Source organism: Actinophytocola sp. (assembly GCF_035634895.1).
GTDB lineage: Bacteria > Actinomycetota > Actinomycetes > Mycobacteriales > Pseudonocardiaceae > Actinophytocola.
Window position 1 is genome coordinate 36,645 of sequence record NZ_DASQCC010000216.1, and the last position, 23,180, is coordinate 59,824.

23 protein-coding genes are annotated in these 23,180 nt (G+C 71.6%); 17 read left to right on the forward strand and 6 right to left on the reverse strand.

The window, feature by feature from the left end; genetic code table 11:
• Positions 1-45 precede the first annotated feature (45 nt).
• The 3 genes from VET29_RS33190 (at position 46) to VET29_RS33200 (ending at position 3,549) form a co-directional block, all read left to right on the forward strand.
• A complete protein-coding gene (locus VET29_RS33190) occupies positions 46-1,677 on the forward strand; it encodes an MFS transporter (RefSeq protein ID WP_324928225.1) in 1,632 nt (543 codons plus the stop codon).
• Positions 1,674-2,228 (forward strand): cysteine hydrolase, encoded by a 555-nt coding sequence (locus VET29_RS33195; protein WP_324928136.1) that lies wholly within the window; start codon positions 1,674-1,676, stop codon positions 2,226-2,228. The genes VET29_RS33190 and VET29_RS33195 overlap by 4 nt, the downstream gene beginning before the upstream one ends.
• A gap of 64 nt (positions 2,229-2,292) precedes the next feature.
• Entirely contained in the window at positions 2,293-3,549 is a 1,257-nt protein-coding gene (locus VET29_RS33200; protein ID WP_324928138.1) for a GDSL-type esterase/lipase family protein, read from the forward strand.
• Between the two features lie 32 nt (positions 3,550-3,581).
• Here VET29_RS33200 and VET29_RS33205 read toward each other — a convergent pair whose 3' ends face one another.
• On the reverse strand, positions 3,582-3,812 hold the full coding sequence (locus VET29_RS33205; RefSeq protein ID WP_324928140.1) for a hypothetical protein: 231 nt from the start codon (positions 3,810-3,812) through the stop codon (positions 3,582-3,584).
• 413 nt (positions 3,813-4,225) lie between these two features.
• Between VET29_RS33205 and VET29_RS33210 the strand changes: the two genes are divergently transcribed.
• Entirely contained in the window at positions 4,226-5,491 is a 1,266-nt protein-coding gene (locus VET29_RS33210; protein ID WP_324928142.1) for an amidase, read from the forward strand.
• A 219-nt stretch (positions 5,492-5,710) separates the two neighbouring features.
• On the opposite strand, the gene VET29_RS33215 is transcribed toward VET29_RS33210, so the two are convergent.
• A complete protein-coding gene (locus VET29_RS33215) occupies positions 5,711-7,384 on the reverse strand; it encodes a DEAD/DEAH box helicase (protein ID WP_324928144.1) in 1,674 nt (557 codons plus the stop codon).
• Between the two features lie 139 nt (positions 7,385-7,523).
• Here VET29_RS33215 and VET29_RS33220 point away from each other — a divergent pair, with 139 nt between their 5' ends.
• Positions 7,524-8,048, forward strand: coding sequence for a hypothetical protein (locus VET29_RS33220; RefSeq protein WP_324928146.1), 525 nt, complete (start codon positions 7,524-7,526; stop codon positions 8,046-8,048).
• A gap of 103 nt (positions 8,049-8,151) precedes the next feature.
• Here VET29_RS33220 and VET29_RS33225 read toward each other — a convergent pair whose 3' ends face one another.
• Positions 8,152-10,650, reverse strand: a complete 2,499-nt coding sequence (locus VET29_RS33225) for an ATP-binding protein (protein ID WP_324928148.1) — start codon at positions 10,648-10,650, stop codon at positions 8,152-8,154.
• A gap of 165 nt (positions 10,651-10,815) precedes the next feature.
• On the opposite strand from VET29_RS33225, the gene VET29_RS33230 reads away from it, so the two are divergent.
• The 12 genes from VET29_RS33230 (at position 10,816) to VET29_RS33285 (ending at position 21,092) form a co-directional block, all read left to right on the forward strand.
• Positions 10,816-11,067: a hypothetical protein gene (locus VET29_RS33230; protein WP_324928150.1), complete on the forward strand. Its 252-nt coding sequence runs from the start codon at positions 10,816-10,818 to the stop codon at positions 11,065-11,067.
• A gap of 164 nt (positions 11,068-11,231) precedes the next feature.
• On the forward strand, positions 11,232-11,999 hold the full coding sequence (locus VET29_RS33235; RefSeq protein ID WP_324928152.1) for an HpcH/HpaI aldolase family protein: 768 nt from the start codon (positions 11,232-11,234) through the stop codon (positions 11,997-11,999).
• Positions 11,996-12,709: a 3-oxoacid CoA-transferase subunit A gene (locus tag VET29_RS33240; RefSeq protein WP_324928154.1), complete on the forward strand. Its 714-nt coding sequence runs from the start codon at positions 11,996-11,998 to the stop codon at positions 12,707-12,709. The genes VET29_RS33235 and VET29_RS33240 overlap by 4 nt, the downstream gene beginning before the upstream one ends.
• Positions 12,706-13,356: a 3-oxoacid CoA-transferase subunit B gene (locus VET29_RS33245; RefSeq protein WP_324928157.1), complete on the forward strand. Its 651-nt coding sequence runs from the start codon at positions 12,706-12,708 to the stop codon at positions 13,354-13,356. The genes VET29_RS33240 and VET29_RS33245 overlap by 4 nt, the downstream gene beginning before the upstream one ends.
• On the forward strand, positions 13,353-14,495 hold the full coding sequence (locus tag VET29_RS33250) for a thiolase domain-containing protein (RefSeq protein WP_324928159.1): 1,143 nt from the start codon (positions 13,353-13,355) through the stop codon (positions 14,493-14,495). Before VET29_RS33245 ends, VET29_RS33250 begins: the two co-directional genes overlap by 4 nt.
• Positions 14,492-14,869 (forward strand): Zn-ribbon domain-containing OB-fold protein, encoded by a 378-nt coding sequence (locus tag VET29_RS33255; protein WP_324928161.1) that lies wholly within the window; start codon positions 14,492-14,494, stop codon positions 14,867-14,869. The genes VET29_RS33250 and VET29_RS33255 overlap by 4 nt, the downstream gene beginning before the upstream one ends.
• Positions 14,866-15,762, forward strand: coding sequence for a hypothetical protein (locus VET29_RS33260; RefSeq protein WP_324928163.1), 897 nt, complete (start codon positions 14,866-14,868; stop codon positions 15,760-15,762). The genes VET29_RS33255 and VET29_RS33260 overlap by 4 nt, the downstream gene beginning before the upstream one ends.
• 30 nt (positions 15,763-15,792) lie before the next feature.
• Complete coding sequence (locus VET29_RS33265) at positions 15,793-17,148, forward strand: MFS transporter (RefSeq protein WP_324928165.1); 1,356 nt, start codon at positions 15,793-15,795, stop codon at positions 17,146-17,148.
• Between the two features lie 17 nt (positions 17,149-17,165).
• A complete protein-coding gene (locus tag VET29_RS33270) occupies positions 17,166-18,347 on the forward strand; it encodes an MFS transporter (protein WP_324928167.1) in 1,182 nt (393 codons plus the stop codon).
• Positions 18,310-19,308, forward strand: a complete 999-nt coding sequence (locus VET29_RS33275; RefSeq protein ID WP_324928169.1) for a cyclase family protein — start codon at positions 18,310-18,312, stop codon at positions 19,306-19,308. The genes VET29_RS33270 and VET29_RS33275 overlap by 38 nt, the downstream gene beginning before the upstream one ends.
• A gap of 22 nt (positions 19,309-19,330) precedes the next feature.
• Positions 19,331-20,275: a DUF6282 family protein gene (locus VET29_RS33280; protein ID WP_324928171.1), complete on the forward strand. Its 945-nt coding sequence runs from the start codon at positions 19,331-19,333 to the stop codon at positions 20,273-20,275.
• 34 nt (positions 20,276-20,309) lie between these two features.
• Complete coding sequence (locus VET29_RS33285) at positions 20,310-21,092, forward strand: IclR family transcriptional regulator (protein ID WP_324928173.1); 783 nt, start codon at positions 20,310-20,312, stop codon at positions 21,090-21,092.
• Positions 21,093-21,247: 155 nt separating this feature from the next.
• On the opposite strand, the gene cutA is transcribed toward VET29_RS33285, so the two are convergent.
• From cutA to VET29_RS33300, 3 genes are read right to left on the reverse strand one after another with little or no spacing between them, the layout of a single operon-like run.
• Complete coding sequence (cutA, locus tag VET29_RS33290; protein WP_324928174.1) at positions 21,248-21,559, reverse strand: divalent cation tolerance protein CutA; 312 nt, start codon at positions 21,557-21,559, stop codon at positions 21,248-21,250.
• A gap of 10 nt (positions 21,560-21,569) precedes the next feature.
• Positions 21,570-22,598, reverse strand: coding sequence for an SPFH domain-containing protein (locus VET29_RS33295; RefSeq protein ID WP_324928176.1), 1,029 nt, complete (start codon positions 22,596-22,598; stop codon positions 21,570-21,572).
• 3 nt (positions 22,599-22,601) lie between these two features.
• Complete coding sequence (locus VET29_RS33300) at positions 22,602-23,027, reverse strand: NfeD family protein (RefSeq protein WP_324928228.1); 426 nt, start codon at positions 23,025-23,027, stop codon at positions 22,602-22,604.
• Between the last annotated feature and the right edge of the window lie 153 nt (positions 23,028-23,180).

The following is a 23,180-nucleotide window of genomic DNA, read 5'->3' on the forward strand; positions in this document are numbered from 1 at the left end:
GAACCGGACACCCGCTACAAGTGGATCGCGCTCTCCAACACCACGATGGGTGTGCTGATCGCCGCCGTCGACGGCTCCATCGTGATCATCTCGCTGCCGGCGATCTTCCGTGGCATCGGGCTCGACCCGCTCGCCCCGGGCAACATCGGCTACCTGCTCTGGATGATCCTCGGCTACATCCTCGTCTCGGCCGTGCTCGTCGTCGCCCTCGGCCGGCTCGGGGACATGTTCGGCCGCGTCCGCATGTACAACATGGGCTTCGCGATCTTCGCCGTCTCCTCGCTGCTGCTCTCCGTCGATCCGTTGACCGGCGGGTCCGGCGCGCTCTGGCTCATCGGCTTCCGCGTCGTCCAGGCCGTCGGCGGGTCCATGCTCACCGCCAACTCGGCGGCCATCCTCACCGACGCCTTCCCCACCCACCAGCGCGGCATGGCCCTGGGCGTCAACCAGATCACCGCCCTCGCCGGCCAGTTCCTCGGGCTGCTCGCGGGCGGCCTCCTCGCCACCATCGACTGGCGTGCCGTCTTCTGGGTCAGCGTCCCGATCGGCGTCGTCGGCACCATCTGGTCCTACCGCAGCCTGCGTGAGATCGGCGCCCGCAGACCCGGCCGCATCGACTGGATCGGCAACCTCACCTTCACCGCCGGGGCCGGCGCGCTGCTCGCCGCCATCACCTACGGCATCCAGCCCTACGGCGGCCACTCGACCGGCTGGACCAACCCCGTCGTGCTCGGCGGGATGGGCGCCGGCGTCCTGCTGCTGGTCGCGTTCTGCGTCTCGCAGACCAGGATCGCCGAGCCGATGTTCCACCTCGGCCTGTTCCGGATCCGCGCGTTCGCCGCCGGCAACCTCGCCGCGCTGCTCATCGCGATCGCCCGCGGCGGCATGCAGTTCATGCTGATCATCTGGCTGCAGGGCATCTGGCTGCCACTGCACGGCTACGCCTACGAGGACACCCCGCTCTGGGCCGGCATCTTCATGCTGCCGCTGACCGTCGGCTTCCTCGTCGGCGGCCCCACCTCGGGCTGGCTGTCCGACCGCTTCGGCGCGCGGTTGTTCTCCACCACCGGGTTGCTGCTCGTCGCCGCCGCCTTCGTCGGACTGCTCGTGCTGCCGGTGGACTTCCCGTACCCGGTCTTCGCGGCCCTGCTGCTGCTCAGCGGCCTCGGCCAGGGCATGTTCTCCGCGCCGAACACCTCGGCGATCATGGGCAGCGTCCCGCCGGAACAACGCGGGGTCGCCTCAGGCATGCGGTCCACGTTCCAGAACTCGGGCACCGCGCTGTCCATCGGCGTGTTCTTCTCGCTGATGATCACCGGTCTGGCCGGCTCGCTGCCCGGCGCGCTCGACGGCGGACTGCGGGCGCAGGGCGTGGACGCCGCGGCGGCGAGCCACGTCGCGAGCCTGCCGCCGGTGAGCACGCTGTTCGCGACCTTCCTCGGCGAGAACCCGATCGGGAAGCTCCTCGGTCACGTCCTGGACGGCCTGCCCGCGCACAACGTCGCCGTGCTGACCGGCAACCGGTTCTTCCCCGACCTGGTCGCCGGCCCGTTCCACGACGGGCTGGTCGTCGTCTTCGGCCTGGCCACGGCCATGGCACTCGTGGGCGCGCTCGCCTCGGCGCTGCGCGGCCGCCACCACCGCACCACCCCACCGACGAAGGAACCCGAAGCATGAGCAAGCGAGCGCTCCTGGTGATGGACGTCCAGAAGTCCATTGTGGACAGGATTCCCGGCGACGCCGGCTACCTGCCCCGCCTGCGCGCGGCCATCGACGCCGCCACCGCGGCCGGCATCCCGGTGATCTACGCGGTCATCGGCTTCCGCGCCGGCTACCCGGAGGTCAACCCCCGCAACAAGACCTTCGGCGCGATCCGGGAGCGGGCGGCGGGCGCCGGCGCCGACATGGACGTCCACCCGGACGTCGCGCCGCGGCCCGAGGACGTGGTGGTCACCAAGAAGAGGGTCAGCGCGTTCGCCGGCAGCGACCTCGAAATGGTGCTCCGCGCGGGCGAGGTCGACAGCCTGGTCCTGACCGGTATCGCCACCAGCGGCGTCGTCCTGTCGACCCTGCGCCAGGCCGCCGACCTGGACTTCGCCCTGACCGTCCTGTCCGACGGCTGCTTCGACGCCGACCCCGAGGTGCACCGGGTGCTCACCGAGAAGGTCTTCCCGCGCCAGGCGGACGTCCTCACCGTCGACGAGTGGGTGCGCACCGTCCGCGGTTGACTACTGGCGGCATGCGCACGGACACTCCAGGTCGCTGATCCTCGACGACGAGACAGGGGCCGCCATGCCGATCGACAAGCGCATCATCGCGACACTGGTCGCCGCGGCCGCGGCGTTCGCGGGTGGGGCCACGGCCTCGTCCGCGGACGTCGCGGCCGGCCGGCACGGTTCGTGGTTCACCTCCTGGTCGCAGTCCCAGCAGCAGCTTTCCGGCCGGGTGCTGGACAACCAGTCCGTCCGGATGATCACGCACCTCAGCCAGGGCGGTCACGCGCTGCGGATCCGCATCCAGAACACCTTCGGCACCAGCCCGCTGACCGTCGACGCCGCCACGGTCGCCCCCAGCGACGGCGGCCCGGCACTCACCGGCCCGGCCCACGCCGTCACGTTCCACGGTCGCGGGAACGTCGTCGTGCCGGCGAAAGGCGACGTGTGGAGCGACCCGGTGCGCCTGAGCACCGAGCCGCAGGACGACGTGGCCGTGTCCATGTTCCTCGCCGGCCGGGCCGCGCCCGGCGAGCACGGCAGCGCCTTCCGGAACAACTACCTCAGCCCCGCCGGCTCCGGTGACCACACCACCGACGCCGCCGGCACCGCCTACACCGCGACCACCGGCGCCACGTACCTGGTCAGCGCGGTCGACGTCGAGAGCTCCCGGCTCAGGGGCACGGTCGTCGCGTTCGGCAGCTCCGTGGTCGACGGCACCGGCAGCACCAACTGCGGCCCCGGCTGCACCGAGTTGGGCACCAACCGCCGCTGGACCGACGAGCTCGCCCGGCGCGTCGTCACCGAACTCCCCGCCGGCCGGCAGATCGCCATCGCCAACGCGGGTATCGGCGGCACCACCAGCTCCGCCGCCTGTCCGTCGATTCCCGGCCAGTTCGCCGGCCTCGACGCGCTCGCCCGGCTCGACCGCGACGTGCTCGCGCTGCACGGTGTGACCGCGGTGCTCTACTACTACGGCACCAACGACCTCGCCGACGCGTGCGGCGCCGACCAGATCCTGGCCAGCTACCGGGCGGTCTTCGCCCGGCTGCGCCACGCGGGCATCAAGGTGTACGTCACGCCGATCACCCCGCGGCCCGGCTACAGCGACCAGAACAACCTCGACCGGTACGCCGTCGGCACCTTCGTCAGGCGGGACAACGACTGCGGGGGCGCCTGCGACGGGACCATGGACTTCGACCAGGTGCTCAAGGACCCCATCCGCCCCAACGCCATCCTGCCCGCCTACGACATCGGCGACGGCATCCACTCGAACATCGCCGGCCAGCGGGCCCTCGCCGACTACGTGTCACTGCGGATGATCACGAGCCGGTAGGACTCGGCGCGCGGGCGGCGTGGCCTCGCCGTTCAGTCGACGGGGCCACGCGCCGTCAGCATCACCCGGAGGACGTGCTCGACGGCGGAGGGAAAGGCGGCGCCGCGGAGCTCACCGCGGGTCGCGAGGTTGCGGGACGCGAAGTCCAGCATGTGGTCGGTGCCCATGCGGCGGACGACGAGGGCGGCGATCTCCTCGAGGTCGAGGCCGGGATGGTCGAGGCGCGTGAGCGCGAACTCGACGACCAGCTCCTCGTCGGTCATTGACTCCCTCGGTCGTACTCGCCGGCCGGACGGGCCGCGCACTGTGACGATTGTCCCTCATCCAGGGCTGCTTCGGCGAGCACCGCTCTTTTCGTGCTGGCCCGCAGGCGCGGCGCGTGTGGCGGAAATGCGTTGCGAACCGCGCGCGATTCGGCAATTGCGCGACGCCCAACGATTATCGATACCGTTCCCGCCATTCCCGAACCCGGACGCCCCAGGCGAACCAGCTCCATCGGCGCACGTCAACACCGATCTTCCACCAACGGAAAGAAACGGTGCCAGTCCCATGAGGACCGCACCCGCGCAACAACTCGATCAAGATCGCGTCGAACATCACCATGTCTCGTGACACTACGATTTTACGTGCTAGAAACGACACCCACGGCTGACGGCACGGGGGCTGAGCACGAGCGGTGGCAAGGAACGTGGACAAAGGTAGGACGAGCTGGCGGCCATGGTCGCTGCGCGAGCTCACCGGCGCGCTCGCCGCCGGCACGACGACTCCGGCCGAGGCGCTCGACCGGGCGTGGGCCCGGATCGCCGACACGGAACGGGAACTACGCGCGTGGGTCCAGCCCTACCTGCGGGATCCCGAGCCCGTCACGGGCCCGCTCGGCGGCGTGCCGCTCGGGGTGAAGGACATCATCGACATGGTCGGCCTGCGGACCAGGTGCGGCTCGGCACTGCGGGCGGACGCCGAGCCCGCCACGGTAGACGCGCCGATCCTGACCGCGTGGCGACGGGCCGGCGCGACGCCGATCGGCAAGACCGTGACCGCCGAGTTCGCCTGCTTCGCCCCCGGCCCCACCCACAACCCCGCCGCGCCCGGCCACACCCCCGGCGGCTCCTCCAGCGGCTCGGCGGCCGCGGTCGCCGCCGGGCACGTGCCCCTGGCGCTCGGCACGCAGACCGCCGGTTCGGTGACGCGGCCGGCGTCGTTCTGCGGCGTCGCGTCGCTGGTCATGACCCACGCCCGGTTCTCGATGGACGGGGTCAGCGGCGTCAGCCCGAGCCTGGACAGCCACGGCGTGTACGCCGCGACGGTCGACGACCTCGCGCTGGCGTGGTCGGCACTGATGGACGAGCCGGACGCCGGCCTGGCCGAGCCGCGCCCGCCCCGACTGCTCGTGTGGACCGGCGCCGCGGGTCCGGAGATGGCCGGCGCGCTGGCGTCCGCACGCGACCGGCTGATCGCGGCCGGCGCCGTGGTCGACGACTTCCCCGCCGACAAGCTGGTCACCGAGCTGACGATCGCGCATCCGGTCGTGATGGAGTACGAGGCCGCCCGCGAGCGGTCCCACGAGCTGGCCGCCGGGTCCGCGCTGAGCGCACAGCTCGCGCGGATGCTGCGGGCGGGCGCGGCGATCCCCGACGGGGCGTACCACGCCGCCCGGCAGACCATCGCCGAGGCGGGCCGGGAGGTGGTCGAGCTGATGGAGCCCTACGACGCCGTGCTGGGACCGGCCGCGCCGGGCCCGGCGCCCGCCGGGCTGTCGTCCACCGGTGATCCGGTCATGAGCCGGCCGTGGCAGACACTGGGCCTGCCGGCCGTGACCGTGCCCGGCGCCCGCGGGCCGGCGGGGCTCCCCCTCGGCCTACAGCTGGTGGGACGCACGTGGCGCGAGGCCGACCTGCTCGCCACCGGCTGCTGGGTCGAGACCGCGCTGTCCGCCCCGTGACGGGCGGTGCCGCCCGATCAGGCCCCGGGGCACCTCGCCCGCCGGTTCCGGACTTTGGTGGGCCGACGCCGAGCGAGTAGGGATGCGTCGTCCGGCGGGCCGAGGAGGAACCTCTGCTGCTCGGCGTGCCCTGTTCGATGAACGTCGCGCCTTCAGCTTCGCGATTCGTCCACCTCCCCACTGGCGCGGGGTTCTCCCGTGGCACGTGGGAGGGCTCGGTCAGCCGCGGCGTGGCCTCGGCCGGGGCGAGGACTGGAAACGCTCCCGGCGAACCGTCGCCCGGCGACCCTTGATGCTGCTCCCCCGCAGTGCGGCGATCACCTCGTCCGCGGCCGACTCCGGGACCTCCACCAGCGAGAACCGGTCGGCGATCTCGATCGCGCCGATGTCGCGGCCGGTCAGCCGGGACTCGCCCGCGATCGCGCCCACCAGGTCCTGTGGCCGGATGCCCGCCGCGCGGCCGGTGCCGACGAACAGCCGGGTCATGCCCTCGCGAACGGGCTTGGCGCCACCGCGCTTTCCGCGGCCGGGGCGTTGCTCCGCCTCCGGGACGGCCTCGGGGATGTCCTCGACGTCGTCGTCGGCGGCACCGTTCGCCTCGTGGGCCAGCTTGACCGCGGCGAGCGCCACCTCCATCACGTCGAACTCCTCCGCGAGAGGCTCGACCACGGCCCGGAAGCGCTCCAGGTCACCGGCCAGCAGGCTCTCCCGCAGCGCGGCCCTGGTCAGCTCCAGCCGGCGGGACCGCAGGTCGGCGACGGTCGGCAGCGACTCGACGGGGATCCGCCGGCCGGTCACCCGCTCGATCGTCTTGATCATCCGGTGCTCACGCGGCTCGGCCAGCGTGATCGCGACGCCCTCCCGCCCCGCGCGGCCGACCCGGCCGACGCGGTGCACGTACGTCTCCGGCGCGCTCGGCACGTCGTAGTTGACGACGTGTGTCAGGTGCTCGATGTCCAGCCCGCGGGCCGCGAGGTCGGTCGCGACGACGAGGTCGAGCGTGCCCGCCCGCAGCCGGCCGACCACGCGGTCGCGGTGCTGCTGGTCGAGGCCCCCGTGCAGGCCCTCGGCGCGGTAGCCACGCCCGTTCAACGTCTCGGTGAGCTGGTCGACGGCCTCGCGGGTGCGGCAGAAGACGACCGCCGCCACCGGCGCCTCGACGTCCAGCACCCGGCCGAGCGCGGCCGGCTTGTGCCCGCGTGGCACCACGTAGGCGTTCTGCCGCACCAGCGCGACGTCGTCGTCCGTGGACTCCGAGCGGCCCAGCTCGATCCGGGCGGGCTCACGGAGGTGGCGGCGGACCATGCCGTTGATCCGCGCCGGCATGGTCGCGGAGAACAGCAGGGTCTGCCGGCCCTCCGGGGTGTCGTTGAGGATCGCCTCGATGTCCTCGGCGAAGCCCATGTCGAGCATCTCGTCGGCCTCGTCGAGCACGACCATCTCCAGCGAGCTCAGCCGGAGCGTGCCGCGGGCGATGTGGTCGATGGCGCGGCCCGGGGTCGCGACCACGACGTCGACGCCGCGGCCGAGCGACCGCAGCTGCTGCCCGATCGGCTGGCCGCCGTACACGGGGACGACCCGCGCGCCGAGGTCGTGGCCGTAGCGGTGCATGGCCTCGGAGACCTGGACGGCCAGCTCCCGGGTGGGCACGAGCACCAGCGCGAAGGGCTCGACCTCCGTGCGGGGCCAGGTGATCCGCTGGAGGATCGGGAGCGCGAAGGCGGCCGTCTTGCCCGTGCCCGTCGCGGCCTGACCGACGAGGTCACTGCCGGTGAGCACGGGCGGGATCGCGAGGCGCTGGATGGGGGTCGGCTCTTCGTAGCCGAGGCGGGAGAGCGCCTGGATGAGCTCGGGCCGCAGGTTCAGCTCGGCGAAGTCCTGGCTTGTGGTCATGATCAGCCTCCTCGGGCATCTATGTCCGAGGCAACGCCAACCGGAACGACCAGTAACCCATGATAGCGGCGGCCGTCGAGAACCGATCACGCGTGTGCGCCGTTCCGTGGTGGACACCGCAGTCTCGAGAAAGCTGGTCATGACGACAGAACCGCACGCCGAGCCCGAGCCGGGACGGCGTTCCCCGTGGCCGTGGATGATCGCCGGCGCCGTGGTGGTGATCGCGGCCGTGGTGGTCACCCTGGTGATCACGGCCACCGGCGCCGCCGACGAGAACACCGCCGGGAAGCCCCGAGCCGAACACGCCGGCTACGACCTGAGCACCCCGGAGGCGGCCGCGAAGTCACTCGTTGCGGCAGCGAAGACCGGATCGGGTGACACGCTGTTGGGGTTGGCATGCATCGGACGGCCGGCCTGCGCCGAAGTGCACGCGGCGGGACTGAGCCAGTCCGATCTCAGCATCGCCCAGAACACGATCCGCGACGGCGTCTTCGAACTGGCCGAACACCTGAAGCAGGCCAGATTCGCCAAGGCGGTCAACGGCGACGCACCAGGCACGAAGGACGTCCCGTACCGCACCCCCGAGATGAAGGGCGACGCGTACCTGACCCTCACCTTCGTCAAGTCAGGCCCCGACTGGCTCTACTACAACCCCACGCCCTAACCCCTCGCGAGTCCCGCACCCAAACACCGCGAGTCCCGCGTTCAAACACATCGAGTCCCGCGTTCAGACACAGCGAGTCCCGCAGACACGGCGAGTCCCGCGTTCAGACACAGCGAGTCGCGTTTTCGTGCAGATGGTCGGTGCCGCCTGGCAGGTCGTGATCCGCGTGGTCGGCATGATCCGCACGATCGGCGTGGTCGGCATGGTCCGTGCGATCGGCGTGGTCGGCGTGGTCGGCAGGGTCCGTGCGATCGGCGTGGTCGGCGTGGTCGGCATGATCCGCGTGGTCCGCGTGGTCCGCGTGGTCGGCGTGGTCCGCGTGGTCGAGCTTCGCGTGGATGGCGGCCACCTGCTCGGCGGGGCCGACCTGGGCAAGCAGCTCGGCCGCGCGGCGCCACGCGTCGCGGGCCTCGGGCAGGGCGCCGGCCGCCGCGGCCACGTCGCCGAGGTGATCGAGGGTCATGCCCTCCTCCGGAAGGTTGCCCGTCTCCCGGTACGCCTCGGCCGCGTGCCCGTAACACGTCCTCGCCTGTTCGTGGTCGCCCAGCTGGTGGTAGGCGTGGCCCAGGGTGTCCAACGTGTCCGCCGCGCCCTCCCGGTCGCCCAGCACCAGCTGTAGGTCCAGCGCCTCGCGGCAGTACCCGACCGCCGCCGCGTACTCACCCTGCTGGCTCAGGCACCAACCGACGCTGTTCAGCGCCTTCGCCTGTCCGGCCGGGTGGTCCGCGGCCCGGTACCCGTCCAGCGCCAGCAGTGAATGCCGCAACGCCGCCGAGTTCTGGTCGAACTGGTCGTACACCTCGGCCAGGTTGAGATGGGTGTGTCCCTGCCCGACCTGGTCGCCGAGCGCCGCGTACCGGTCCAGCGCCTGCCGCAGCTGCGCCAGCGCGGCCTCCTCGCGCCCGACCCTCAGGTACACCCGCGCCAGGCCCCGGTGCGCGTATGCCTGCTCGCCCCGGTCCCCACCACGCCGGGCCGCCCGCAACGCCGCCTCCGCCGCGGTCACCCACTCCTCCCAGTACCCGGCGCGGTACAGGTACGCCGACAACGCCCGCGCCAGCCCCTGCACGTGCGTGTCGAAGCCGAGATCCCCGGTGACGGCGGCCAGCAACACCCGGTGCTCGGCCGCGAACCAGGCCAGCGCGCCCTCGACCTCCGCGATCTCCACGATCTCCACGGGTTCCGCGCCGGCCGGCGCGGGCAGCTCGAGCTCCGCCCGGTACGGGTCCAGCAGGTGGGCGGCCCGGTCGGCCGTCCGCAGGTAGTGGTCGAGCACCCGGTGCGTGGCCGCCCGCACGTCCCCGGGGCTGTCCGCCGCCAACTCCCCCGCGTACGCCCGGAGCAGGTCGTGGCAGGTGAACCGGCCGGGGCGGTGCTCGGTCAGCAGGCTGGCGTCCGCGAGGACACGCAACAGCCTGCGCGCCTCACCCACGGGCACCCCGGCGAGACCGGCCGCCGCAGCGACGCCGATGTCCGGTCCCGGATGGCCGCCCAGCAACCGGAACAGCCGCGCGGCCGCGGCGTCGAGACCGCGGTAGGACCAGGAGAACACCGTCCACGGTAGGTCCAGCTCCCCGGCCAGGTCCGCCAGGGAGAAGCCGGGCTGGAGTGCCGCCCGCGCGGCCACGACCGCGAGGGCCAGGGGCAGCCCCGCGCAGACGGCGACGATCCGGTCCACCGCACGGGGTTCCGCGAGCACACGGTCCGGGCCGACACGGTCCGCGAGCATCGTGCGTGCCTCGCTCGGCGTGAGCAGGGCCAGCGGCACCGGACGGGCACCGTCGGCCGCGACCAGGCCGGCGAGCCGGTCGCGGCTGGTGACCAGTGCCAGGCAGCCGGGCGAGCCGGGGAGCAGCGGCCGGACCTGCTCGGCGTCGCGTGCGTTGTCCAGCAGCACCAGCATCCGCTTACCCGCCAGCAGGCTGCGGTACAGGCCGGTCAGCCCGTCGGCGGTGGCCGGGATCTCCTTCGGTGGCACGGCGAACGCCTCCAGGAACCCACGCACCGCCTCGGCGGGCGTCAGGGGCGCGTCGGGACCGTAGCCACGCAGGTTGACATACAGCTGCCCGTCGGGGAACCGGTCCGCCGCCCGGCACGCCCAGTGCACGGCGAGTGTCGTCTTGCCGACGCCGGCGGTCCCGCCGACCACCGAGACGGCACCGCGCTCGGCGAGCTGGTCCAGGGCCGCCAGCTCGGCCTCGCGGCCGGCGAAGTGCTTGGGCGCCGCCGGTAGCTGTCGTGGCCGCACGCGCCGGTCGAGCTCGGCCCGCGCGGACGCGGCCAGCCGGCCGGCGGCCTGCGCGCCGTCCACCGCGCGCAGCATCGCGAGATGACGCTCGGTCCACCGGTTGAGGTCGACCATGTCCGCCGGCAGCGGCGGCTCGGCGTGCGTTGCGCAGGCGGTCACGAACGACGCGACGAACTCCCACTCCGGCAAGGATCTCGCGTTGAGCTTGTCGCTGATCGTGCTGCGGGGCAACGGATGCGGCAGCTCGGCGGTCAGCACGACCAGCCGGTTCAGCGACGGTTCCCCTGCCCGTGCACGCAACCGCTTCAGCTCGCCGACGAAACGGGTCACCGCGGTGCGTCCGGCATCGGTCATGCCCCCGGAACCTTCCTGTCGTTCGGACATCCCGGACAGGGCGCCCAACCTACCGCTGGCACGCTGCGAAAACCGCTCACGGTCGGAAACCGGTGTCCGGAGTTTCGCCGTACGGCCCGGGCGCACAGCATGATCGTCGCCGCACACCGTCGAAGGAGGTACGGCATGAAGGCGACCAGGCTGCTGTGGGAGGCGCTGGTGGTCGAGGTGCTCACCGCACCAGCTGGCACGCTCCGGGCGGTCGTGCCGGCGGACGGCTCCGCGTACCGGATGCGCGTGGCGGCGACGGCGCCGGGCTCGGCGAGCGGCGGGTCGAGCGTGACCGCGTGGGCGATCTGCGGGGCGGACGCCACCTGCCTGGCGGTTGCCGGCCTGACGACGTACCGCGTGGGGCACCGCGTCAGCGGTAGTAGCTGAGTCGCCGAGGGGAGAGCGGGGCGTTCCGGGGTGCGGGCCCGGAACGCCCTTTTTTCGTGACCAGTTCACTCCAGGGCAGCCCCTTGCCTGGGACAACGATCCGTGCGATGCTCCAGATCGCGAACAGCTTGTTCGCATAACGAACTCGACACGGAGTCGTGATCATGTTCCAGCAGCTGTTGAGGTCGGCCGGACCGCCAGTGGTCGGGACGTTCGTGAAGATCCCCTCGTTGGAGATCGCGGAGATCATCGGGGCGGCGGGGTTCGACTTCGTCGTGATCGACACCGAGCACGCGCTCCTGTCGGTGCGTGACGTGTACTCGCTGGTCGTTCTCTACTCCCGGATGGGCGTCGCATCCCTGGTCCGGGTCACCGACCACGGGTACGGCGACGGCCAGCGCTACCTCGACGCGGGCGCCGCCGGCATCCTCGTCCCCCACATCTCCAACGCCGCCCAGGCCGAGGCCACCATGCGGCAGTTCCTCTTCCCGCCCGCCGGCACCCGGGGCATGGGCTTCGCGGCGCGGGCCGGGGTGTGGGGCGGCCTCGACGGCGGCACGGCGGAGTACGTCCGCGGCGGCCAGGAGGAGGTCGCGCGCGTCGCGATGATCGAGGAGCGCGAGGCGGTCGAGGACATCGAGGCGATCCTCGCCGCCCAGGGCGTGGACGCGGTGTTCGTCGGCCCCGGCGACCTCTCGCTCAGCCTCGGCGTGCCCGGCTGCTCGCCGCAGGTGCACGACGCGGTGACCACGGCGATCAAGGCGGCGGTCCGGGCCGGCGTCCCGGTCGGGACGGTCGTCGCCGGGGCGGAGCAGATCCGCCTGCGTGCCGAGCAGGGCTGCCGGTTCATCCTGGTGGGCAACGACACCGGGATGATCTCCGGCGCCGCACGCCGCACGCTCGCCCAGGCACGTGAGGCCGTCGGCCGATGATCGACAAGATTCGTTCGCACACCGCGGAACCGCTGGCCGAGGTCCACAGTGGAGCGTCGATCGCCATCGGCGGGTTCGGTCAGGTCGGGGTGCCGGTCGACCTGATCGACGCGCTGTGCGAGCAGGACGTACGCGAGCTGCACATCATCGCCAACAACGGCGGACGCGGCCTGCCGGGCGAGCGCGGGATCGGCAGGCTGCTCAAGGAGAACCGGGTCCGCCGGTTCTCCTGCTCCTTCCCGATCAACCCGACGTTCTTCGAGCGGTACTTCAACGGCGAGGTCGAGATCGAGCTGGTGCCGCAGGGCACGCTGGCCGAACGGCTCCGCGCGGGCGGCTCGGGCCTCGGCGGCTTCTTCACGCCGACCGCCGCCGGGACCATGCTCGCCGACGGCGGGTTCGTGACGCGGCACGGCGATCCCGAGGAAACCCTGTCAACGAAGGAAAGCCGCGTGATCAACGGACGCACCTACGTCTTCGAGGAACCCCTCCGCCCGGACTTCGCCCTCGTGAAGGCGCATCGGGCCGACCGCTACGGCAACCTCCGCTTCCGGCTCGGCGCCCGCAACTTCAACCCGCTGGCCGCCATGGCCGCCCGGACCACCATCGTGCAGGCCGACCACATCGGTCCCCTCGAACCGGACGACATCCACCTGCCCGGCCCCTTCGTCGACCACGTGGTGGCGACCGCACTGGAGCCGGCCCGGTGACCACGACGCAGAGAGGCCTCAGCAGGGCCGCGCTCGCCCGGCGCGTGGCCGACGACCTCGAGGACGGCTGGTGTGTCAACGTCGGCATCGGCGCGCCCTTGCTGCTGCCGGCACAACCGACGCCCGGCAAGGAGATCGTCTACCACTGCGAGCACGGCCTCGCCGGCGTCGGGCCGGCGCCGACCGGCGACCCGGACCCGGACGTCACCGACGCCGGCAAGAACCCCGTCACGCTGCTCGACGGCGCCGCCTCCTTCGACTCGTCGCTGTCCTTCGCGATCGCCCGTGGCGGCCGGCTGGACCTGTGCGTGCTCGGCGCGCTGCAGGTCGGCGAGAACGGCGACCTGGCGAACTGGCTGGTCCCCGGCGGCGACCCCGGGGTGGGCGGCGCCATGGATCTCGTGGTGGGCGCCCGCCGCGTCTGGGTCATGATGAACCACCTCGACAAGCACGGGAACCCCAAGCTGCGCAAGCAGTGCACGTTCCCGCTCACCGGACCGGGCGTGGTCGACCGCATCTACACCGACCTCGCCGTGTTCGACTTCGCCGACGGCGACCTGATCCTGCGCGAATGCGCCCCGGGCATCACCCCGGCGGACGTCGCGGCACTGACCGAAGCCGGCTACACCGTAGGAGTACCAGTATGACCGTGCGAATAGCGGGTGCGTACGAGCATCCGCTGCGCAGGATCCCCGACCGGACCGTGCCGCAGGTGATCGCGGAGGTCGCCTACGGCGCACTCGCGGACGCCGGACTCGGACCGGCGGACGTCGACGGCTTCTTCTGTTCCGAGGTACCGGGTCTTGGCTCGGTCGCCATGTCCGACCACCTGGGACTCGGCGGTCTGTCGTACGTGGACGTCACCGAGGGCGGCGGCGCGTCCTACCCGATGCACGTCGGACACGCCGCGGCCGCGGTGGCGGCCGGCAAGTGCCGGGTCGCGCTGGTGGCGATGGCCGGGCTTCCGTTGTCCGGCCAGGGAACCACCGGCGGCGCCCGCGGCCCGGAGCATCCCTACGAGGCAGGCTACGGGATCACGACACCGGCCGGGTACGCCCTGGCCGCGCGACGGCACATGCACGAGTACGGCACCACCGCCGAACAGCTCGCGGAGATCAAGGTCGCGGCCGCGCACCACGCGCAGTACAACCCGAACGCCAAGCTGCGTGACCCCGTCACCGTCGAGGACGTCGTCAACTCGCCGATGATCTCCGACCCGCTGCACCGCCTGGACTGCTGCATCACCACCGACGGCGGCGGCGCGCTGGTCATCGTCGCCGAGGACGTCGCCCGCACGCTTCCCCGCCGCACGGTCAAGGTGCTGGGACACGGGGAGACCATCAAGCACAGCGAGATCGGCCGGCTCGACCTCACCCACACCGGCGCCGCCGTCTCCGGCCCGCGCGCGTTCGCCGAGGCGGGCCTCACCCCCAAGGACGTCGACTACGTGTCCATCTACGACTCCTTCACCATCACCGTGCTGATGTCGTTGGAGGACCTGGGTTTCTGCGAGAAGGGCAAGGGCGGCGCGTTCGTCACCGGCGGCACCCTGCGTGCGGACGGCGAGCTGCCGTTCAACACCGACGGCGGCGGGCTGTGCAACAACCACCCGGACTCCCGCGGCGGCATGATCCGCACCATCGAGGCAGTCCGCCAGCTGCGCGACGAGGCGGCGCCGGAGGTACAGGTGCCCGGCTGCCGGATCGGGCTGGTCCAGGGCCACGGCGGCAACCTCGGCTTCCGCACCGCCGCGGCCACCCTGCTGCTCGGGGCGGAGGACGCATGACCGACCTGGTACTCGCGAGGCTCCAGGACGGGCTCGCCGACAACAGGCTGGAGCTGCCGCGCTGCGCCGACTGCGGCACGCTCGTCTGGTACCCGCGCGCCCGCTGCCCGCACTGCATGTCCGGAAACCTTGTGTGGGAGGAACTCTCCGGCACCGGAACCGTCTACTCCTACACGGTCAACCACCGCGGCCAGGGTGAGTACGCCGGACACGACCCGTTCGTCATCGCCTACGTCGAGCTCGCCGAGGGCCCGCGCGTTCTGTCCCATGTGGACAGTGCCGACGTGCGCGTCGGCGACCCGGTCCGGCTCCGCGGTGGCCTGAGCCAGGAGGGACACGTGCGCCTGACGTTCGAGAAGGAGGAACCCCGGTGACCTACGCGAAGGACGACCTGCGCTCCGCACTGTCCACTAAGGACTCGAAGCCCGTCGACAGCGCGATAGCCGCGCCGCGGTTCCTCGACTTCTCCATCACCGCGCCCGACGTGGTCACCGCGGCCGGCAGCCGGCAGTGGATCATCCGGGGCCAGAACTTCGTGCTCATCTACACCGAGCCCCGGCCCGGAGACATGATCTGGTCGGCGGAGCTGGCGTCCGAGCAGGTGGTGCTGCTGATCGACGGGCACAGCGGGCTACGGGGCGAAGGAGAGCACACCGGGCCGGCCCTGGTCGTCATCCCGCCCGGCGAGAGCGAGTTCGCCAGCACGGGCGACGGCCCGATCGTCCAGCTGATCCAGTCCGACGAGGTGGAGTGGGCGAAGCGGGCGGCCAACGCCGAGGACTACGCCGAGCCGCACCCGCGGGTCGCGCCGCTCGAACCGTGGCCGGAGCCGGTCGACGGGTACCGCTGGCGCGCCTACTCGATGGCCGACGTGCCCGACGACCCCAAGCGGTTCGGCCGCATCTTCCGGACCCGCGCCTTCATGGTGAACTTCCTCAAGCCCGGCAACGGTCCGCGCGACCCGCACCGGATGTCCCCGCACACCCACGACGACTTCGAGCAGTGCAGCCTGGTGGTGGCCGGCACGTACGTCCACCACATCCAGACGCCGTGGGGCCGGGACGCCACGGCGTGGCGCCCGGAGGACCACGCCCGCGTCGGCAGTCCCTCGGTGGCCATCATCCCGCCGCCCACCGTGCACACCTCGCAGGCCATCGGGTCCGGGGTGAACCACCTGATCGACATCTTCGCCGGTCCGCGCCACGACTTCTCCGCCCAGCCCGGGTGGGTGCTCAACGCGGACACCTATCCGCCACCACGCGACTGACCCCCGCCTTCAGTGCCGAAGGGACGTCCCATGTCCGCCAACGCCGACCTCCGCAGCGAGGTCCACGACAGCTCCCCCGACGACGACTTACGCGCCCGCCGCCGGCGGGCGATCTCCAGTGCCTGGGCCGGCTTCGCCATCGACTCGTTCTCCATCTACGTGGCGTCGACGTCGCTGCTGCCCGCGATGATCTACTTCCAGGCCGACCTCTCCCCCGCCCAGCTGTCCGTGTTCGTCGGCATGACCTTCGCCGCGACGCTGATCGGCCGGCCGATCGGCGCCCTGCTGTTCGGCCACTTCGCCGACCGGATCGGCCGCCGCAAGGTCGGTTCGGTCACCATCTACGGGTTCGGCACGATCTCCCTGTTCATCGCGATGCTGCCCGGCGCGGAGCAGGTCGGCGCCGGGGTCGCCACCGGGCTGCTGATCGGACTGCGGTTCATCGAGGGCATCTTCCTCGGCGGCGAGTACACGGCGGCGACGCCGATGGCCCTGGAGTACGCACCCCGGGGGCGGCGCGGGTTCACCGGCGCGCTCATCCAGTGCTCGGCGAGCGGCGGCCCGTTCGTGGTGGCGGTGCTGACCACGGTGGTCCTGCTGTTCGCCCCGAAGGAGGGCCTGCACTCCCCGTACGTCCAGTGGGGCTGGCGGATCCCGTTCGTCGTCGGCGCCGTCCTCGCCTACCTGGTCGCCTGGTTCCTGCGGCGGCGGGTGGAGGACTCTGACGTGTTCAAGGAGACGGCACGGAGCAACTCTCCCCTGCGGGACATGCTTCGCGGCGCCTCGGGCCGCGCGTTCGTCCAGTCCTACCTCATCATGACCGGCGTCTTCTTCGCGGTGAACATGCTCGGCAGCGTGATGCCGCAGCTGTTGTTGTCCAACAAGGGTTACACGGCGTCCGACCTCGCCCACACGCAGCTCATCAACGCGTGGCCGGGCATGGCGACCTACCTGTTCTACGGGTGGCTGTCCGACCGGATCGGCCGCAAGCCCGCGCTCTACATCGCGGCGACCACCACCGTGATCGGGGCGCCGATCACGTTCACCCTGCTGGGCAGCGGCACCGTGCACGGCTGGTTGCACCTGACGATCCTGGCCTCGCTGTGCAACGTGTTCGTCGTCGGCTCGCTGGGGGTGCTCCCGGCGTACATCAACGAGCGCTTCGCCACCGCGGTCCGGTCCTCGGGCTGGGGCGTGGCCTACAGCACGGCCGTCATCGTCCCGGCGTTCTTCTCCTACTACCAGCTGTGGCTGTCCCATCTCGTGCCCTTCGCCTACACCGCGGGCATCCTGTGCGCGTTCGGCGGCCTGCTCGTCCTGGCGGCCGTGCGGTCGGGCCCGGAGACCCGCGGGGTGGACCTGCACGCGGTGGGCGAGACGGCGTGACGTCATGAAGGCAAGGTATGCGCTCCGACGCGAAGGCGGCCGTCGCGATCTTCGTTCTGCAGACCGCGGGCAGTGGGGTGGCCGTCTACGGCATCCCGATCTCCATCGCCGCGTTCCTGCGCTCGGGCACGGTGGCACCGGCGGTGCTGTCACTGGCGAGCACCGGGTTCTTCGTGGTGGGTGCGTTGACGGGGCCGGTGTTCGGCCGGTTCGGTCAGCGCAGCCCGAACGTGGTGATGCTGTGCGCGGTGCTGGGTGGTACGGCGGCCATCACCGCGATGGCCGTCCATCCCGGCGGGGTGGTCGTCATCTGCGCGTTCGCGACGCTGGGCGCGATCTTCAACGGCGGGCTGGTCGTCGTCGGCACCACGGTGCTGGTGCGGGTCTTCGAGGGCCGGCCCAGCGCGGGCATGGCGCTGGCGACCTCCGGGTCGTCGGCAGGCGGCATCCTCGTCTCGCCGGTGCTCGCCATGCTGCTGACCACGAGCGCGGCCCTGTCCCCGTCGTTTCTCGTGGTCGCCGTGGGGTTCCTGCTGACCAGCTGCGCCGCGCTGGCACTCGGGTGGCGGGTCGCCGCCCGTCCGGCGCCGGCCGTCACGGCCGCGGCGCCGGCCCGGCTGTCCGCGCACTGGCCGCTGGTCGTCGCGTTCAGTCTCGTCAGTGCCTCACAGCTGGGCGCGATGGCGTACATCGTGGCGACCGGGATGGACCGCGACTTCGCCGGCGCGCGCCTGGCGGTCGCGGTCGCGACGGTGGCGGCCGTCGCGTCGCGGTGGCTCGGCAGCGCCGGCATCCGGCGGCTCGGCCTGCACCGGTGGACGATCACCAGCTTCTGCGCCCAGGCCGTCGGGGTGGCCCTGGTCGGCGTCGCGCCGGCCGGGTGGGTGCTGTTCGCCGGAGCGCTCCTCATCGGACAGAGCCTGGGCAACACGATCCTGATCCGCTCCCAGGTGATCGTGGCGCTGTTCGGCATCGACGACTTCACCGGCAAGTTCGCGCGGTTCCAGACGTGGACCAGCCTCGGCTCGGCGGCCGGACCGCTGGTGCTCGGCCAGCTCTACTCGATCTCGGGCGACTACCCGCTCGCCTACCTGACGTTGTTCGCGCTCAACGTGGTCGCCGTCCCGTTCCTTCGCCCCTGGTCGCGCTCCGGGAGGATCGATGAGCTCCAGCACGCCGGCCGTGCCGTCCTACGATGAGCTACGTCGCCGCACGGACGCCCCGCCGGGATCGTCCTGGCACCTGTTCGGCCCGGACGACCAGCTCGGCACGCTGAACTTCCTCACGCCGGAGACCGCCCGTGCCGGCGCGGCACTGGTCCGGCACGGTCGGATTTTCAACCTCGACTACCCGCTGAACACCTTCGTGCCGAGCCTGGCCGGCACCCGCCCGCCGACCGAGCACCACATCTTCGCCAACAACCCCAACCACCGCGACGACTGGGTCGACTCGTTCTACCTCCAGTCGACGTCCCAGGTGGACGGACTCCGCCACATCCGCCATCCACGGCACGGTTTCTACGGCGGGGTCGCGGACGACGACATCGACGTCGACACACCCGCGCTGGGCATCCAGCTGCTCGCCGAGAAGGGCATCGTGGGTCGGGGGATCCTGCTCGACGCAGTCCGCTACTTCGACAGCGTCGGCGAACCGCTGGCACCCGACGCCCCGCGCGGGATCACTCCGGCCGAGCTGGACGGTATGGCCGAGCACTTCGGCGTCGAGGTGCGGTCCGGCGACATCCTGTTGCTGCGCACCGGTTTCGCGGAGTACTGGCTGCGCGCCACCCCGGAGCGGCGCGCGGCACGCACCGGCGGACCGGGGCTGCGCCAGTCCGAGGAGACGCTGGCGTGGCTGTGGGACCACCAGGTTTCCCTTGTCGCGGCGGACAACGGCGGCCTGGAGCGGTGGCCGGTCGATCCGGGCTCCGGCTGGGTGGACCCGGACGAGCCGCCGCCACCACGCGGTCCGTCCCACAACGGGATGATGCACCGCCCGCTCATCGCGCTGCTCGGCATGATCATCGGTGAGCTGTGGAAGCTCGACGAGCTGGCCGAGGACTGCGCGGCCGACGGTGTCTACGAGTTCCTGCTCACCGCCAAGCCGCTGAACCTGAGGGGAGGCGTCGGCTCACCGCCGAACGCGCTCGCCGTCAAGTAGCCAGTACCGAGAGGGACGAACCATGACACAGACCATGAGTGAGCTGTGGGACCCGACGCTCGACGCGGACCGGCGCCGGCCGGACCCGGAGGTGGACGACCTGCTCACCGGCGCCGTCGACCTGCACACCCACCCCGGCCCGAGCCCGTTCCCGCGCAGGATGTCCATCCTGGACGCGGCTGCCGACGCCGCCACGGTGGGGTTCCGCGCACTCGTGGCGAAGTCGCACCACCACAGCATGCAGACCGACATCCTGGCGCTGGAGCAGGCCGGCCTCGCCGACATCCCGGTCAAGGTCTACGGCGGCGTCGCGCTCAACAACACGGTCGGCGGGCTCAACCCGTACGCGGTCGAGCTGGCACTGCGGATGGGCGGCCGGGTGGTGTGGTTCCCGACGATCGCCTCGCGGGCGCACCTCGACTTCCACGCGCACAACCACAGCGGGTTCCCCGTCGCCGGGATCCCCCTGCGGGACAACGAGCCGATCACCGTGCTGGACGACGGCCGGCTCTCCGCCGCGACCCACGACGTCCTCGACGTGATCGCCGCGGAGAACGCGATCCTGAACTGCGGGCACCTGCCGGCGGCGGAGATCGACGTGCTGGTCCCTGGCGCGGTGGAGGCGGGCATCACGCGGATCGTGGTGAGCCATCCCGACTTCGTCCTCGGGGCGACGCCGGAGCACATCGAGCGGTGGTGCCGCCAGGGCGTACACGTGGAACACTGCCTCGCGATGCTGGTCGGCCGGGAGCCGAAACCCGAGCCGTTCAAGCGGATCGCCGAGTACTACCGCGCGGCGGGTGCCAGTAGGACGATCTTCTCGTCCGACCTCGGCCAGAAGAACAACCCGCTGCCGGTCACGGCGTACCGCCGGATGGTGCGGGTGCTGCTGGACGACGGCGTCGCCCCGGCCGACATCAGGGCGATGACGGGTGGAAACGCGGCTCAGCTGCTGGGCTGCGTATAGTCCCACCACCAGCGCAGGCGGCAGGGGTGGACGAGTGAGCGTGACGAGCGGGGGCGGCACCGGCGACATCCAGGCGGTGCACCGCGTCGCGGAGATCCTGAGGCTCTTCACGCTCATGAGCCCGCGGCTGACCGTCGCGGAGGCGGCCGCCCGGGTGGGACTGAATCGGACGACGCTGCACCGCTACTTCACGTCGATGGTGCTGGACGAGATCCTGGAACGCGCCCCGGACGACGCGACGGTGTACGTGCCCGGCAGGTTGATGCTCCAGCTGGGCGCGGTGGCGCAGGGGCAGCGGCGGGTGCTGGACCTGGCGCCGCGGCACATGGACGCGCTGTCCGTCGACACCGGACTGACGGTGGTGCTGTCGCTGTGGGGAGCGTCGGGGCCGGTGGTGTCGCTGGTGTCGGAGGCGGGGACGCACCCGATCCTGATCACGGTCCGGATCGGGTCGACGCTGGGGCCGGACTCGGCGCAGACCAGGCTGTTCGTGGCGCTGTCCGGCGACAAGGAGCGGTTCGAGCGCTACCTGTCCCGCATCGGGGAGGACGAACGGGCGAAGCTGGATCGTCACCTGCCGCGCTGCCGGTCCCGAGGACTGACCCGGATCCGCATCCCGGCGGTCGACGGCGTGGTCCTGGCCGCGGCCGTCTTCGACGAACACGACGTGGCCGCGACGGTGGCACTGGTGGGCACCACGTCGTCGTTGCCCAAGGAGGCCACCGACATGGAGTCGGCCCTCCTCCGCACCGTCGGCGCCATCACGGAGGAGCTGGGCGGCGGCGACACCCGGCGGAACACCCTCACCGAGCCTTAACCCGCCACACGGCCCAGGGCGGCCCAGGCAATGCCTGTCCCATGGTTCTTTGCGCGAAACCCGCGCCCCGAGCAGCAGTTACCTCAGGGGAACGTGACGCCACCCAGCCACGATCCACCTCGACGCCGGCACCGTCGCCGGGACGCGACCCACACTCAGAAATGCCGGGGAGGCGGACTAGTGACGAGGTGGCGGACCTTCTCCGACACCACCAGGTCGTGGATCTCGTCGCCGTGGTGGACGGTGATGTGGTCCAGCAGTGCGCTGGCACCGTCGGGCATGACCTCGATCTCGACACGCCACTGCTCGGTCGAGTGTCGCCGTCCGTGCCACCGGTGCACCCGCCGCACCGGGCCCTCGATGTGCGCGCAGCACGTGAACTCGGTACCCGCGACCTCGGCCGCCATCGTGTCGGCGAGCTGCTTGCTGTCGGTGGTGAACGTCACGACGACGTCTTCGTAGTCCATGACTGTGATACTAGTCACGATTCTGGCCCGGCACACCAGCCGAATTCTTCGCGGGTTTCTCCGCGTCGGCCGCGTCGGCGACCGCTTCCGCCGCGGCGTCGGCCGCCGCCGCCACCTCGGCCGCGGCCACCTCCTCCTCCGGCGTGGTCTGCCGGGTGGCCGCCGACTTCGGCAGCACCTCGGTGAACGCCCTCGACACCCCGCTGAGCGCCGCGGTCAGCTCGCTCGGGATCACGAAGAACGTGTTGTTGGGGCCCTGTGCGAGCTGTGGCAACGTCTGCAGGTACTGGTAGGCCAGCAACTTCGGGTCGGGGTCGTTGCGGTGCACGGACTGGAAGACCGTCTCGATGGCCTTCGCCTCGCCCTCGGCCTTGAGGATCTGGGCGGTGCGGTTGCCTTCCGCGCGGAGCACCGCGGCCTGCTTGTCGCCCTCCGCGGTGAGGATCTGGGACTGCCGCTGCCCCTCGGCACCGAGGATCGCGGCGCGCTTGTCCCGCTCGGCCCGCATCTGCTTCTCCATGGCGTCCTTGATCGTCTTCGGCGGGTCGATGGCCTTGATCTCCACCCGGTTGACGCGGATGCCCCACTTGCCGGTGGCCTCGTCGAGCACGCCGCGCAGCTGGCTGTTGATGGTGTCGCGCGAGGTCAGCGTCACCTCGAGGTCCATCGAGCCGACGACGTTGCGCAGGGTGGTGACCGTCAGCTGCTCGACGGCCTGGAGGTAGCTGGCGATCTCGTAGGCGGCCGCACGCGGGTCGGTGACCTGGAAGTACAGCACGGTGTCGATCTCGACGACGAGGTTGTCCTCGGTGATGACCGGCTGGGGCTGGAAGGACACGACCTGCTCGCGCAGGTCGATCGCCGAGTACACGCGGTCGACGAACGGGATGACGAAGTTGAGGCCGGGCTGGAGCGTCCGGCTGTACCGGCCCAGCCGCTCGACGTTGCGGGCACGGGCCTGCGGCACGATACGCACCGTCCGGAACACGACGAAGACGACCAGCAACACGACCAGGATGGTGACGACGAACAGTTCCATGGCTCACTCCAATGGGTAAACGTAAGCCGTCGTGCCGCTGATGCGCATGACGTTGACCGCGGCGCCGGCCGGGATGACGGTGAGGTCGTCGAAGGAGCGCGCGGTCCAGTCCTCCCCGCCGATCCGCACGAGCCCGTCCCGGTCGCTGACCTCCCGCAGGACGAACGCGCGCCTGCCGACGAGCGCGTCGACGCCGAACCGCTCCAGCTGCGGGCGGCGCATGTGCTCGAGCGCGACCGGCCGTACCAGCACCACCCCGACCACCGAGGCGAAGGCGAACGCGAGCAGTTGCACGGGCAGCGGCAGCCCGAGCGCGGCGAGCCCGGCCGGCACGAGGGCGGCGGCGCCGAGCACACCGAGCGCCGCGGTCAGGGTGAAGATCTCCGCGGTGCCCAGCAGAACCGCGGCCACCAACCAGATCAACCACATCTCCATGCGGTCCCCCGCAGGCAACCGGGGGCGGTCACTCCCGGAACACCCGGCCCGCCCTGTTTCCCAAGGTAGCACCGCGAATGAGTTCCGGCTCGCCGCCCGTGCCGGGGCGGGATCACGACGGAGGACGCCTTCGTCACACCGGGCGTG